General features: G+C 48.2%; 14 protein-coding genes. 9 read left to right on the forward strand and 5 right to left on the reverse strand.

Annotated features, from left to right (window positions below; translation table 11 throughout):
* Positions 1-4 precede the first annotated feature (4 nt).
* Complete coding sequence (locus tag AB8S08_RS10235; RefSeq protein ID WP_369742674.1) at positions 5-1,012, reverse strand: aminoglycoside phosphotransferase family protein; 1,008 nt, start codon at positions 1,010-1,012, stop codon at positions 5-7.
* Positions 1,013-1,132: 120 nt separating this feature from the next.
* On the opposite strand from AB8S08_RS10235, the gene AB8S08_RS10240 reads away from it, so the two are divergent.
* Genes AB8S08_RS10240 through AB8S08_RS10265 form a run of 6 tightly spaced genes read left to right on the forward strand, consistent with a single transcriptional unit; the run spans position 1,133 to position 7,730 of the window.
* Positions 1,133-3,412 (forward strand): LPS-assembly protein LptD, encoded by a 2,280-nt coding sequence (locus AB8S08_RS10240; RefSeq protein WP_369742675.1) that lies wholly within the window; start codon positions 1,133-1,135, stop codon positions 3,410-3,412.
* 13 nt (positions 3,413-3,425) lie between these two features.
* Complete coding sequence (gene surA, locus AB8S08_RS10245) at positions 3,426-4,718, forward strand: peptidylprolyl isomerase SurA (RefSeq protein ID WP_369742676.1); 1,293 nt, start codon at positions 3,426-3,428, stop codon at positions 4,716-4,718.
* 4 nt (positions 4,719-4,722) lie between these two features.
* Positions 4,723-5,703, forward strand: coding sequence for a 4-hydroxythreonine-4-phosphate dehydrogenase PdxA (gene pdxA / locus AB8S08_RS10250; protein WP_369742677.1), 981 nt, complete (start codon positions 4,723-4,725; stop codon positions 5,701-5,703).
* Positions 5,700-6,509, forward strand: coding sequence for a 16S rRNA (adenine(1518)-N(6)/adenine(1519)-N(6))-dimethyltransferase RsmA (gene rsmA, locus AB8S08_RS10255; RefSeq protein ID WP_110075873.1), 810 nt, complete (start codon positions 5,700-5,702; stop codon positions 6,507-6,509). The genes pdxA and rsmA overlap by 4 nt, the downstream gene beginning before the upstream one ends.
* Complete coding sequence (apaG, locus tag AB8S08_RS10260) at positions 6,502-6,870, forward strand: Co2+/Mg2+ efflux protein ApaG (protein WP_153826791.1); 369 nt, start codon at positions 6,502-6,504, stop codon at positions 6,868-6,870. Before rsmA ends, apaG begins: the two co-directional genes overlap by 8 nt.
* 11 nt (positions 6,871-6,881) lie before the next feature.
* The gene (locus tag AB8S08_RS10265) at positions 6,882-7,730 is read left to right on the forward strand and encodes a symmetrical bis(5'-nucleosyl)-tetraphosphatase (protein WP_369742678.1); all 849 of its coding nucleotides are present in this window, start codon (positions 6,882-6,884) and stop codon (positions 7,728-7,730) included.
* Between the two features lie 67 nt (positions 7,731-7,797).
* Here the strand turns inward: AB8S08_RS10265 and tyrS are convergent, their stop codons facing one another.
* Entirely contained in the window at positions 7,798-9,003 is a 1,206-nt protein-coding gene (gene tyrS, locus AB8S08_RS10270) for a tyrosine--tRNA ligase (RefSeq protein WP_369742679.1), read from the reverse strand.
* 191 nt (positions 9,004-9,194) lie between these two features.
* On the opposite strand from tyrS, the gene AB8S08_RS10275 reads away from it, so the two are divergent.
* Together AB8S08_RS10275 and AB8S08_RS10280 are read left to right on the forward strand one after the other, a co-directional pair.
* Entirely contained in the window at positions 9,195-10,499 is a 1,305-nt protein-coding gene (locus AB8S08_RS10275; protein ID WP_369744200.1) for a peptidoglycan DD-metalloendopeptidase family protein, read from the forward strand.
* Positions 10,499-11,638, forward strand: a complete 1,140-nt coding sequence (locus tag AB8S08_RS10280; protein WP_369742680.1) for an anhydro-N-acetylmuramic acid kinase — start codon at positions 10,499-10,501, stop codon at positions 11,636-11,638. The genes AB8S08_RS10275 and AB8S08_RS10280 overlap by 1 nt, the downstream gene beginning before the upstream one ends.
* Here the strand turns inward: AB8S08_RS10280 and pepQ are convergent.
* Genes pepQ through AB8S08_RS10295 form a run of 3 tightly spaced genes read right to left on the reverse strand, consistent with a single transcriptional unit; the run spans position 11,635 to position 14,164 of the window.
* Positions 11,635-12,951, reverse strand: a complete 1,317-nt coding sequence (pepQ, locus tag AB8S08_RS10285) for a Xaa-Pro dipeptidase (protein ID WP_369742681.1) — start codon at positions 12,949-12,951, stop codon at positions 11,635-11,637. The two genes, AB8S08_RS10280 and pepQ, sit on opposite strands and share 4 nt — an antisense overlap.
* Positions 12,952-13,011: 60 nt before the next feature.
* Entirely contained in the window at positions 13,012-13,359 is a 348-nt protein-coding gene (gene erpA, locus AB8S08_RS10290) for an iron-sulfur cluster insertion protein ErpA (RefSeq protein WP_369742682.1), read from the reverse strand.
* 58 nt (positions 13,360-13,417) lie between these two features.
* Positions 13,418-14,164 (reverse strand): DUF6776 family protein, encoded by a 747-nt coding sequence (locus AB8S08_RS10295; RefSeq protein ID WP_369742683.1) that lies wholly within the window; start codon positions 14,162-14,164, stop codon positions 13,418-13,420.
* Between the two features lie 89 nt (positions 14,165-14,253).
* Between AB8S08_RS10295 and AB8S08_RS10300 the strand changes: the two genes are divergently transcribed.
* Entirely contained in the window at positions 14,254-14,682 is a 429-nt protein-coding gene (locus AB8S08_RS10300; RefSeq protein ID WP_110075881.1) for a CopD family protein, read from the forward strand.
* Positions 14,683-14,692: the final 10 nt, after the last annotated feature.

The following is a 14,692-nucleotide window of genomic DNA, read 5'->3' on the forward strand; positions in this document are numbered from 1 at the left end:
GCTTTCAAGCTGATAACTCCTGTAACGCGGGTTGTATGGCACGCGCCAACCAGCGTTGATACTCGCTAAACTCTGGATACAAGCCTGCAATATCATGCAGATAACCCACGGTACGCGGAATATCAGCTAAATACCCGGCTTTACCATCACGGTGATAAAGTCGTGCAAATATCCCAGCGGCTTTGGTATGTCGCTGCAGTCCCATCAAATCGAACCAACGTTGCCATTGTGCTGCCGACACTTGTTGAGAAATAAGGCCTTGTTGCTGCAAATGCAAGTATAAGTACTGACTCAATTCTCGCACTTGCGCCAGCGGCCAGCGCACATAGCAGTCACGCAAAAGGCTCACAGCATCGTAGGTAATAGGTCCCACCACCGCATCTTGAAAGTCGATATAGGCCAGTTGTTGTGGCCCAAGTACCATGATGTTGCGGGCATGAAAATCGCGATGCACACCCACTTGTGGCTGCTCTAACGCATTGGTAACCAAGGTATCGCAAAACTCTTGCCATAAAAGCTGTTCTTCGCGGCTTAGTTTTAGTTGCAGGTGTTCAGTCACAAGCCAGTCATGAAATAGCGCTAATTCGCGCCGTAATAGCGCTTCATCGTAACAAGGCAAGGGCCCAAGTTCAGTGCTAGTGACTGGCATCAAGGCCATTAAATCCTGCAATGCCCGCTGATACCACTCGCTCATGTTGGTTTCTGTTAACTCCGAGAGCAGTAACGTTGAACCAAGATCCGAGAGCAACATAAAACCCTGCTCTTGATTTGCTGCAATCACCTCGGGTACCGTCACACCTGCGGCTGCATAACTGGCTGCTATCGCCATAAATGGCTGCAATGATTCTTGCGGCGGCGGTGCATCCACCGCAATTAAGCTACGCTGACCATCACTGGTTCTAAAGTAGCGTCGAAAACTGGCATCCCCTGATACCGGTTGTAACCGTCTTTGCGCATGCCCGGTGATAGACTCACACCAAGCTTGCAGTGCTATTTCTCGTTGGTTTTCCACATGAACCTCATGGCAACTGATTGGTTTTTACAGAATATCAAGTGTAGCAAATGGCGGCCGAATAAAAATTGCTTTATCATACCCTGCACATTGTGAAGGATAACTCGGAATCAAAGTTACATGAGTAAATTGTTACAGACATGGGTTTGGGCGATAGGCCTATGCAGCATTGCGCCAGTTTGGGCGCAATCGGCGCAACCCAAGCAACCCTTGCCGATGGGTGTCTGTCCGTTGCCGACCGAGTTATTTCAAACCCCCATAGAGCCGATTGCAAACTTGCCCAAAGGCGCTATCGGCGTACGCTCAGAGCGTTCTGATCTAGATTATCGCACCGAGGTTGCCTCATTCTTTGGTGATGTTGAAGTACAGTTGGATAACCAACAACTGCGTACCGAACAAGCGCAAATCAATCAGCAAAGTGGTGCTATTAACGCCAGTGGCCGCACGCGCTACACCAATGGTTACGTGCAAGTAGAATCAGAAAATTTTCGCCTAAACTCAGCTGAAAACCAAGCTTATATTAGCGGCGCTCAATATCAATTAGTAGCATCTGGGGCGCGTGGCAAAGCCGATATTTTATCCTTATCGCCACAATCGGTACGATTAGAAGGCTCTACTTTCACCACCTGTCCAACCACGGACCCGGCCTGGCAGTTAAGCGCTCGGACCATTTCTTTAAATGAAGACGAAGCTTTTGGGGAAGCTTGGCATGCCAAATTTGAATTATTTGGCGTGCCTGTTGTGTACATGCCTTACATGAGCTTTCCGATTACCGATGAACGTAAATCTGGTTTTTTATTTCCAACCGTGCGTTCGTCGCAAAAGAATGGCTTTGAATTAGAAGTACCTTATTACATCAATATCGCCCCGCATATGGATGCAACCATCACGCCGCGCTACATGGCCGAACGCGGCTTGCAAATGCAGGGCGAATTTCGCTTTCTTACAGCAAGCAGTCGCGGCCAATATAATCTAGCTTTGCTGGAGAATGATAGCAGTCGCACTGGTGATAATTCGCGTTTCTTATGGCGCGTAGAACAAGAACATACTTGGGGTGAAAATTGGCGTGCCTATGCCAATGGTACCTTTATCAGCGACGATGATTACCTCAACGACTTCGGTAGTGATTTTGCTGGTCGTGCCGATGCACAATTGTATCGGCATGTGCAGGTAGATTATCTATCGGAGCAATGGCAGGTAACGCTACGCAGCGAAGACTTTGAGTTACTAGGTAACTTTCGTTCACCCTATCGAACTCTGCCGCAAATAAGCAGTTACTACACCTACACGGGCCCCTTTGGTCTTGATTTTGACGTCTTCTCTGAGCTTAGCCACTTTCGCAATCAGGAACTCAGTTCAGATTACGCCACTCGGCTGCATTTAGAGCCGCAAGTTCGTTTTTCACTTGAGCAACCGGGTTTTGATTGGCTGGCAGAGCTTGGCTATGCTTACACTTATTATGACCAGAATGAAGATCTCGATCGAGGCCTGCAAGAAAACCCAAGCCGTGGCATGATGAATTTCCGCTGGCGCGGACGTTTGAATTTTGAACGCCAACTAGAAATTAACGGCGCCAGTTATCAACAAACCTTGCAACCGCAGATTCAATACTTATACACCCCATATCGAGACCAAGCGGGGATCGGTATTTATGATTCGACGCTGATGCAAGACGACTACCAAGGCTTATTTAGAGCCCGGCGCTTTTCCGGACTAGACCGGATCGCCGATGCAAACCAAGTAGCCGTGGGTGCTTCTACCAGCCTATTCGATAGCCAAGCGCGTGAGCTTGCTCGCTTGAGCCTGGCGCAAATTTACTATTTTTCGGACAGCGAAACCCAATTGCTCGAACAACAAGGCGCCATCGCCGCCGATCGTTCAGATTTAGCCATAGAAACTCGCTTTAGATTAAACAATCGCTGGTATGTTGATAGTGCAATTCAATACGACATGGAACTGAATAGCACTCGTAAGAGTCAGACCTCGGTAGAATACCGTAAAGACTCGAAAAACTTGATGCAAGTAAGTCATCGCACCGTCACCAGTATTCTTGACGATAACATCGAGCAAATTGGTATGTTAGGTGTGGTTGAACTGAGCCCGCGTTGGCAGTTAGCCTCAAATTGGTACTACGACTTGCATCACAACCGTACCAACGACGCGCTGATTGCGTTACAGTACAGTGATTGCTGTTGGGCCATGCGTGTTAGCGCCTATCGCCGCATCGACCGCAGTTTTGAATTTTTTAATGGGCAACCGGTAATTGGCGAACCGGAATTTGATACCGGCGTGAGTTTCCAATTCATAATAAAAGGGCTGGGTAGTGATAATCAAAGTCTGCTGGATCTGCTCGAGCAGAGCTTGTTTGGTTATCGTCAACCATTCCACTTAAGCAACTAGGTAGTAAGTATTCATGAGTAAACTGGTTAAATTAGTCGTCGCAGTAGCATTCACAGCTGTTACATCCATGGCTGTAGCACAACAGGTACTTGACCGTGTTGCTGTGATCGTCAACGAAGGCGTCGTATTAGAAAGCGAAGTGCAACAACTCCTTCGCGAAGTTAAAAATAACGCTGCAAACAGAGATGCGCAGTTACCAGAAGACAGCGTCTTGCGAGTTCAAGCCACCGACCGTCTGGTGATGCAGCAGTTGCAATTACAAATGGCGAGCCGGATGGGTATCACTATTTCTGATACGCAATTACAACAGACTATCCAAAATATTGCCCGTGACGAAGGCATGAGTGTTGATGAGATGCGTGGCCGGATCACCGCATCCGGCACTCCTTGGGATGATTACCGTGAAAGTGTTCGTAAAGAAATCATCACCGGTGAAGTACAGCGTGCTGCGGTTCAACGTCGCGTGTACATCTCACCACAAGAAATCAGTGGTTTGGTTAATCTATTAACTGAAGCCAGCGAAGAAGAAGTGGAATACCGTTTAGGCCACATCTTAGTAGGTATTCGCGATGGTGCTAATGCTGACGAAGTTCAAGAAACTCGCGACCGCGCCGAGCAACTGCTGAAGTTACTCAATGATGGTGCGGACTTTGCCCAAGCAGCTATCACCTCGTCATCAGGTTCACGGGCATTAGAAGGCGGTGACTTGGGCTGGATGAACATCAACGCTATGCCTACGCTATTTGCTGAAGTTGTACGTGGTAAAAAGAAAGGCGAATTGGTGGGCCCGTTGCGTAGTGGTGTTGGCTTTCATATCCTCAAAGTAACCGATGTGCGCGGTATTGAATCTGTTGAAATTGAGGAAGTAAAAGTTCGTCATATTTTAGTTCAGCCATCGATTATCTTATCTGAGCGACGTACTGAAGAAATGCTAGCTGAGTTTCGAGAGCAAATTCTGGCTGGCGAGGCTGAATTTGCCGACCTTGCTCGTGAGCATTCTGCCGATCCAGGCTCTGCCGCTAACGGTGGCGAGCTAGACTGGAGTGAGCCAAGTATTTATGCCGAAGAGTTTGCTTACCGAGCGCGCACCCTACCGGTTGGCGAACTAAGTGCTCCATTTAAAACTCAGTTTGGTTGGCACATCATGGAAGTAGTAGATAGACGCGTACAGGATGCTACTAAGCGCAGCCAAGAAAACCGCGCCTATCAGTTACTCTTTAGCCGTAAGTACCAAGAAGAATTAGAAAACTGGCAACAAGAAATTCGTGATCAAGCCTATATTGAAGTAGTTGACCAAGAAGGTTAGAGCTATGTCTGTGCCTCGTATTGCGTTTACTCCAGGCGAACCGGCCGGGATTGGCCCTGATTTAGCCGTGCGGTTAGCGCAATACGAATGGCCTGTGGCTTGGATAGCCATTGCTGATAGCAACATGCTGCAACAACGGGCTGCGGCGTTGGGGCTACCACTACAGATTATTCCTTACGACCCTCACCAAGCTCCCCAGCCACAAGCTGCAGGAACACTAACCGTCTGTCATCTTGCCTGCGCTGCTAAGGTGATCCCACAGCAACTTAATAGTGCTAATGCCGACTATGTGTTGGCTACCCTAGCTCGCGCTGGACAGGGCTGTATGACCGGCGAGTTTGCAGCTGTTGTAACCGGCCCCGTCCACAAAGGCGTAATTAATGACGCTGGTATAGCCTTTAGTGGCCACACGGAGTTTTTTGCAGAACTAAGCCAGACGCCGCAAGTAGTCATGATGCTAGCAACTGAAGGCTTACGGGTTAGCTTAGTAACCACGCACTTACCTTTAAAAGAGGTTGCTGAGGCAATCACTTATGACAAAGTATTGCGCGTTATCGAAATCATTGATGCCGACATGAAGCAAAAATGGGGCTTAGCGCAACCACGCATTTTAGTCTGTGGGCTTAATCCACATGCCGGTGAGCAAGGCCATCTAGGGCGTGAAGAATTGGACCACATTATTCCTGCAATTGCCGCAGCACAGCAGCAAGGTATTGCCGCGAGTGGTCCCTACCCTGCCGACACCGTATTTCAGCCCAGTTATTTAGCGCATGCCGATACCGTATTAGCGATGTACCACGATCAAGGTTTGCCCGTGCTAAAATACCAAGGCTTTGGTAACGCCATCAACATTACGTTAGGCCTACCCTTTATTCGAACGTCGGTTGATCATGGCACGGCCTTAGATCGAGCGGCAACAGCAAACGTAGATATCAGTAGCGCCAGACTCGCTTTAACGACCGCTATTGACATGGTAAATCGATGACAAAGACACATTTAGGACACCGCGCTCGTAAGCGTTTTGGACAAAACTTTTTACACGATGAGTTTGTGATTAATGACATTGTAGATGCCATTAATCCACAGCCAGGCCAAGCCCTGATTGAAATCGGTCCGGGCCTTGCAGCTCTCACTGAACCGGTAGTGGAGCGCAGTCAACACTTGACCGTGGTGGAGCTTGACCGTGACCTTGCCGATCGGCTTGAACAACATCCATTTTTGGCCAGTAAGCTTAACGTATTTCGTGGTGATGCATTAAAAACCGATTTCCGTCAGTTCTATCAAGGCCAACCGCTACGCGTCTTTGGTAACTTACCCTACAACATTTCTACGCCGATTATTTTTCATTTGCTAGAGCATCTAGAAGTGATTGGCGATATGCATTTTATGCTACAAAAAGAGGTGGTAGAGCGGCTAGCAGCAGAGCCTAATAGTAAAGCCTACGGACGTATTAGTGTTGCTATTCAGCAAGCCTGTGCCGTAGAGCCGGTGCTGATGGTGCCGCCAGGAGCCTTTATTCCGCCTCCTAAGGTAGAGTCTGCGGTGGTGCGTCTTACTCCTTACACTGAGTCGCCTTACCCGGTCCACAGCCGTAGCGACCTACAAAAAGTCTGCTTGATGGCATTTAACATGCGCCGCAAAACCATCCGCAATAATCTCAAGCAGCTTTGCACTGACGAGCAATTAGAGCAACTTGGCATCGACCCTAATGCTCGCCCAGAAACACTCAGCGTGGCAGATTACTGTCGCTTAGCTAACTGGTATACGGAGCAACAACAAGCCCATGAGTAAGATTCTTATTTCTGTAACCACGCAATATTTAGCAGCACAATCGGTAGCTGCCGATGAGCAATACATGTTTGCCTACACCATTACTATAGAGAATCAATCGACCGAGACGGTGCAACTGCTAAAGCGCTCTTGGAAGATTACCGATGCCGAACATAAAATCACTCGGGTAGCTGGTGATGGCGTGGTAGGACAACAACCACAATTGGCGCCAGGCGAAAGCTTTAGTTACACCAGTGGTACTGTGTTGGCCACTCCGATTGGTACCATGGAAGGCTTTTACACCATGAAAGGCAGCAAGGGTGAGTTATTCGACGTACAGATCCCTTCGTTTCGCCTTGCCATCCCCAATATCATCCATTAAGTTAGTCGCCGATGAGCCGCTACATTGTTGGTGACATCCAAGGCTGTGCAACCGAGCTGAAGTTGTTGTTACAGCAGGTAGGCTTTGATCCTAGCTTCGACCAGCTTTGGTGTGTTGGTGATTTAGTTGGGCGTGGCCCGGATTCTCTCGCTTGTCTGCAATTTCTGCGCGATTTAGGTAACAGTGCCAAGGTCGTCTTAGGTAATCACGATCTCAACCTGATGGCGATTTTAGCGGGGGTACGCGCAGCTCATCCTAGCGATAAACTCGACGCCATCGTGGCGCTTCCCCAGCTTGAACAACAGCAATGGCTCGCTTGGCTAGTGCAACAGCCCTTAATGCTCACCAGTAACGATGGTTTAGTGATGAGTCACGCCGGTATCTATCCGTGGTGGTCCTTGGCTGAAGCACAGGATTATGCTGATGAAACTAGCGCCGCGTTACAACAAGCCTGGCAACAGCAACAACTTGGCGAGTGGTTGGCGAGTATGTATGGGAATGAGCCAAATCGCTGGCATCCGGATCTAAGCGGTGCGGACCGACATCGTTTTATCATCAATGCGCTGACTCGGATGCGGTATTGTCGTGTGACCCCCAGCTATGATTACGGTGAACTTGAGCTGACTTGTAAGACAGCACCACAGCAACAGCGACATCCTAGCGATTTAGTCCCTTGGTACGAGCTGACCGAGGTAACCGATAACTGCTTGGTGTTTGGCCATTGGGCGGCGCTCATGGGGCAGACCCAGCGCGATGATGTGATTGGTTTAGATACGGGTTGTGTCTGGGGCAATCAGCTTACGTTGCTGCGCTGGCCGACGGGGGAGATCGTTAGCTTGCCTTGTCAAAGTGACTGCTAACAGCCACAGCGAGGCTTGCACGAAACACACGCCAGGCCGAACCTTACGGCACGACCTGGCACACCCATTACTTCACGCTAATACGCGCGAACTTGCGTTTGCCTACTTGATAGACTGCGGTGCTACCAGCGGTCACAACTAATTTGGTATCTTCCACTTTTGCGCCGTCTATCTTCACCCCACCCTGTTTAATCATCCGCATCGCTTCAGAGGTGGAGGCTACTAGGTCAGCTTCACGGAGTAAATTAGCAATGGCGATACTGCCTTCAGCAGCCACTAACTCGAGCTCTGGCAGGTCATCAGGGATCGCATTTTTGCTGAACCGCTGCACAAAGTCTTGCTCGGCCGCCTCGGCCGCAGCAGCATCATGAAATCTAGTGATGATTTCTCTAGCTAACAAGACTTTATAATCACGTGGGTTAGCACCATCAGCAATCGCCTGCTTAAAGCCATCAATCTCTTCCAAAGGACGGAAACTTAATAGCTGATAGTAGCGCCACATTAACTCATCAGAAATTGACATCATTTTGCCGAACATATCGTTGGCAGGCTCAGTAATACCAATGTAGTTACCGAGTGACTTCGACATTTTTTGAACGCCGTCTAAGCCTTCTAATAATGGCATCATGATCACTGTTTGCGGCGCCATACCTTCAGCTTTTTGTAGCTCACGCCCCATCAGTAGATTAAAGCGCTGGTCGGTACCACCTAATTCAATATCGGCTTTCAGTGCAACGGAATCCCAGCCTTGTACTAACGGATATAAAAATTCATGAATAGCAATCGGCTGTCCGCCGGCATAACGCTTTTTAAAATCATCACGCTCTAGCATCCGTGCCACCGTTTGTTGGGCAGCTAATCGAATCATGCCCGCTGCGCCTAAATCATTCATCCACTCAGAGTTGAAGCGAATGATGGTTTTAGCTGGGTCGAGGATCTTGAATACTTGTTCTTTATAGGTTTCTGCGTTCGCCAGCACGTCTTCTCGCGATAGCGGTTTACGTGTGACGTTCTTACCGGTAGGGTCACCAATCATGCCGGTAAAGTCACCAATCAAGAAAATAATTTGATGACCTAAATCTTGCAATAACCGCATTTTATTAATGAGTACCGTGTGACCTAAGTGTAAATCTGGTGCGGTTGGGTCAAATCCAGCTTTAACCACTAAGGGTTTACCACTGGCTAATTTTTCTTTAAGTTCTTCAGCTAAAAGAATTTCTTCGGTGCCTCGTGCAATTTCAGCAAAGGCTTCTGCAGCAGATACTGCCTTCATTAACTTTCTCCTGACAGGATGATTCGACCGATAATCATTTCATTGTATGCTATTTAATGCAGTGTTTTAAGCGCAATTAACCGTAAAGTAGCTGGAAAAACGTCGCTCTTCGTATTATTCTGCCGATAATGATTGACAAAAATAAAATTGCGCTAACAGTTCGAGACTCTATGACATCACTTGCAAAGCGAATCACAGCCCTGCTTGCGCGCCTGCCTAGGCGTCATCAAGTTATGCTATCCGTTGCTGGCGGTGTAACTCTGCTAGCTATGCTATTACCCTCAGAGCCGGCCACGGCTTCGCGGCATGTCAGTGAGCCCCAACTAGGCCAAGCAGAGTTGATTCTCGGCCAGCGCTATCCATTGCAGTTACAGTTAAATGAAGCGAGCAGCAACGTAGCTCCTAGCTACGACGATATTCGTTGGAGCGGCTATGAAGTGCGTAGCGGTGATAGTCTAGCGCGCATTTTTGATCGTATGGGACTAAGCCCACAGCAATTGTATCGGGTCACCCAAGATCAACAAGCCGCCAAAATCCTGACTAATTTACACCCTGGTGATACCGTGCGGTTTGCCCGCGATAGTCAAGATCAGTTGGTGCAAATTGCTTACCAGTTAAACGAAACCGATACCTTAGTTGTCACGCAGCAAGAGCAAGGCTATGTAAGTAGCATCGAGAGCAAAAGCGTTGAGGTGAGAACTAGCTTTGCCCACGCGACCATTTCTAGCAGCTTCTGGAACGCAGGTATTGACGCCGGCCTTACCGATGGCCAGATCATGAGTATTGCTGACATGTTTGGTTGGGATATCGACTTTGCGCTAGATATCCGCGCCGGCGATGAATTCAGTATTTTGTTCGAAAAGAACTACGTTGATGGTGATTTTGTTGGTTTTGGCCGAGTCTTGGCAGCCGAATTCGTAAACCGCGGTCAACATTTTCAAGCCTTTTTACACGATAATGGCCAATATTACACCGCCGACGGGCGCGCCATGCGTAAATCCTTTTTACGCTCTCCGGTAAAGTTCAATTACATCAGCTCTAACTTTAATCCGCGCCGCCTGCATCCAGTCACAGGCCAAGTTCGTGCCCACAATGGGATTGATTATGCTGCAGCTACTGGTACTCCGGTGATGTCCTCAGGGGATGGTAAAGTTATTGCTAGTGCCTATAACAACCTCAACGGTCACTATGTATTTATTCAACATGGTGAACGCTATGTCACTAAGTACCTTCATTTAAGCAAACGCTTGGTTAAAACTGGGCAGCGCGTCAAACAGGGTGAATTGATTGGTCGAGTAGGAGCTACCGGCCGTGTTACTGGTGCGCATTTACACTATGAGTTTTTGGTCGATGGTGTGCACCGCAATCCGCGTACCGTCAAATTCCCTCAAGCGGAATCCTTGGCTAAGAATGAATTGCCTGTCTTCAAGAAACTGGTGGGTGAGCGATTGGCCATACTTAATGATAATAAGCGGTTCTATTTGGCGATGCGCTAATGGCCGCAGATCTTTATCTTGGGCTTATGTCAGGTACCAGTATGGATGGCCTAGACATGGTCGTGGTGGCTTTTGAGGAGCACCAGATTGAACTTCTACATCATCGCCAATGCCCGCTGCCAAAAGAGCTTGTTGAACGTTTAAGCTTATTGTGTCAACCGCAGGCACTAGCCGATGAATTACATCATTATGCCCTTGCCGATAGAGCCTTTGCTGAATTCTGCGCAGCCGCCGTAAACCAATTTCTCGCTGACCTGCAACTAGCACACACTGACATTTGCGCTATCGGCAGTCACGGACAAACCGTGCGTCATGCTCCCTCCGCACAACCAAGTTACACCTTACAACTGGGTGATGCTAATACCTTAGCTGCGTTAACCGGTATTCCTGTGGTTGCTGATTTTAGACGTAAAGATATTGCCTTAGGCGGGCAAGGTGCTCCTTTAGTACCAGCATTTCATCAGGCTTTATTCAGTAGCTCTGAGCAACCCCGGGCTATATTGAATTTGGGCGGTATAGCCAACGTAACTTGGCTGCCAGGCCCTGCTACTGGGGTCATGGGCTTTGATACCGGGCCAGCAAATACACTACTTGATAGTTGGTTTAGACGTTGCCATCCAGAGGCTCCTGATAGCTTTGATCGCCATGGCGCTTTTGCAGCCCAAGGCGAGGTTCAGCAGGAGTTACTGGAACACTGTTTGGCTGATGACTATTTTGCCAAGCCTCCCCCGAAAAGCACCGGCCGTGACGATTTCAATCTCACGTGGTTAGCTACGCGGGCGCAGTTAACTGGCAACCAGTTATCTGAATTCAATCCTGCCGACGTGCAAGCAACCCTGATTGAGTTAACCGCACGCTCCGTCGCCCAAGCAATGACCAACTGGCTGCCGAACTTACCAGAAACCTTATTTGTTTGTGGTGGGGGAGCTTACAACCCGTTACTAATGAGTGCCCTAACCGCCGCTTTACCTCAGTGTCATTGGCACTCGACCGCTGTGTTAGGAGTAAACCCTCAACATGTAGAAGCTATGGCTTTTGCTTGGTTAGCTCGTTGCTACCTAAAAAAACAGCCGGGAAATCTCCCAGCTGTTACCGGTGCTAGCCGCCCAACTGTTTTGGGCGGTCTCTTCTTACCTTAATGGTTAGCTAAGCTAGCGAAAGCATCACGAGTTAGGTTTTCGTTATTGCCGTCTTCGCCAACAACAATGCTATCTTCAATGCGCACACCACCGTATGGGCGTAACTCGTCAATCCGCTGCCAGTTAAAGTCATTATTGCCAGCATGGGCTTCCAGCAACTGATCGACCACGTATAAACCCGGTTCAATCGTAAATACTTGGCCAGCCTCTACTTCACGTAGTAAGCGTAAAAACGGATGGCGTGGATCACGAGCAATAGTATCACCACGATCATTGGCTAAGAAACCGCCGACATCATGCACTTGTAGGCCGATAAAGTGGCCCAACCCATGCGGGAAGAAAGCACTGCTATAACCTTGCTCGTAAATACTTTCAGCTGAGCCTTTCACAAAGCCAAACTCACTTAATACTTGGGCAATCTTTAAGTGTTGAGATACGTGAAGTTGGTAATAGCTGATACCCGGTTTAATTTCACTCAGCAAGGCTTGCTGTGCATCATCCATCGCGGCAATAAGATCCGCAAAGAAGCCGCTCTCACGGGCATAGGTTCGGGTAATATCAGCACAGTAGCCTTTATAGAAGGCGCCAGCATCAATCAGAAATGAGCGCGCTTGTGCAGGGGCTTTTGTTTGATACATATCGTAATGCAAGATCGCGCCATGCTCGTTCAGAGCCACAATACTATTGTATGGCAACTGGGTTTCGCGGGCGGCAATCGCAGCTAGATAGGCATGATGAATTTCTAACTCACTGGCGCCAGCAAAAAATGCATCACGAGCGGCTAAGTGAGCGGTAGCTGCCAATTTATTGGCTGCTCGCATATTCTCGATTTCCCAGCTGGTTTTAATAGCACGGTGGAAGTGTAAATGATCGATCAAAGCTTGAGGGTTACGTGCCTTTACCTGCCAACTTGCCACTGGCTCAGCAAAATCCTCACCAATGAAAGCGGCCGCTGCTAATTTGTCGCCTAGCCAAGCCGTCATTTTTTCTTGCTCATCAATCACGACTAACTCAACGTGCTGTTGCCACTCTTCATGAGGAACTTCAGCTTGAGCATGCCAAAAATCACGTGGTTGAAATAAAAACACGACTGGCTTTTCACCCACTTTGTAATAAATCGCGCTTTTAGGACTTTCTAGTACGGGTATCCAGTATTTGAACAGAGGATTAACTTTGTAGGGAGCAGCATTGTCGTCAAGAAATGCCACACGCGGTTGGCCCGCATAAATCAGTACCGAATCGAAACCTGTTGCAGTTAAAGCTGCATCAAATCGTGCTTGGACGGTCGCAATATGGTTTGCGTATGAACTCATAACACACCTCGCCTGTAAAATGTCGCAACATCTTACCGCAAAGCGAGGTGTATCTCATCCTCAGATGGAGAAACTTGACCCACAACCACAGGTAGTGGTCGCATTTGGGTTATCAACGAAGAATCGCGCGCCCTGCAAGCCTTCTTCATAATTAACCACACCACCAACTAAATACTGCAGACTCATAGGATCAACCACTAAGATCACACCGTTACGTTCGATTTCAGTATCACCGGGATTGCTCTTTTCATCAAAAGTAAAACCGTACTGGAAACCAGAGCAACCACCACCAGTTACATAGACGCGCAATTTTAAGGCTGGATTTTCTTCTTCAGCAATAAGTTTCTTTACTTTGTTGGCCGCAGATTCAGTGAACTGAATAGGCATTGCTGCTGCTGTGTCACTCATGATGTTGTGTACCTCTTAGAAATTCTGACCGCTATTTTCGCTTACCTGAGTAAAAGGGTCAAGTATTGTCGCTGCTATCGGCAGCTTTGCTAGCCGTTGCTCGCGCAGCCAACAAGTCGGCCCAATAAAAGCTACGACTTAAGTTTTGTTTGCTACCGCTTACGTTCACCACCACATCAATTCGCTCAGGAAGAAAGCCCTCTGGCACCACGAAATCGCCGGCTTGAACGGTAAAATAGCGCATGCTGAATTGGCGGTCTTTAGCTTCCACGTGCGCCAGTTCCAATAGGTCGTAACTCTGCGCTTGATCTTGGAGGCGTCCACTTAATCTGATTTCAATTGAGCCTTTGGTTAAATTACGTAGACGGTCCATTTGTACAAGGGCGAGCCTGAAATGAAAATGGCCGGTGCTGCGGTTAGGCTGTAATTCAAACGAATCAACCATCACCCCACTGGCCTCTAGTTCAGGTGCCATAATTTTTTGATAAAAGGCTAACTCACGCCGAAGTGCAAAGTTCTCGTCTTGCGCCATCAACAGTTCTTGCTGCAGACCTTTACTGGCAGCCTGTTCAATGCCCAATTCTACTTGTGCAATATGTTGCTGATAATCAAACCGTTCGGTACGTTCATAGAGCTCAGCTATGGTTGCTTGCTGTTGTTGTAGTTGCTGCTGTAACTGCACTAGATGCCAATTGCCGCCCCAATACCCAGCCGCAACGCCAAGGCCAAGGACCACAGCTAGCACCAACCAACCGCCAAATCGGTGCAAAAGGCTGGCAATAATAATATTCTGCTTCTCTTTCATAGTGACACTTCTTATGATGGAACTTCGCCATGCTACGCAGGCCGCGCTTGTGGCGCAACCAAAAATCATCGCAGTTGAACGAGGATTAGATGTCTATTTTACTCATTAAAGCACTACACATTGCCTTTATGGTGGCTTGGTTTGCTGGCATTTTTTATCTGCCGCGCCTCTTCGTCTATCATGCCCAGAATACCTCTGAAGAGGTTAATCAGCAGTTTAAAATTATGGAACGACGGTTGCTTTATTTTGTCACGCCATTTGCATTGTTAACGCTGATTTTTGGCTTATGGTTGATGTGGATTTATGGGGGGGCTTGGCTCAAAGCTTCGGGATGGTTACACGTTAAGCTCGTGATCGTTACCTTACTGTACGTTTACCATGGCTACTGTTTTAAGATTTTGGCTGACTTTAAACACCAACGGAACACTCGCAGCCATCGCTTTTATCGGGTTTTTAACGAAGTGCCCGTGTTAGCTCTGTTTGCCATTATTATTTTGGCGGTGATGAAGCCCTTTTAAGCGCTCCAGC

This window comes from Pseudidiomarina sp. PP-1MA, assembly GCF_041200125.1.
Taxonomy (GTDB): domain Bacteria; phylum Pseudomonadota; class Gammaproteobacteria; order Enterobacterales; family Alteromonadaceae; genus Pseudidiomarina; species Pseudidiomarina fusca.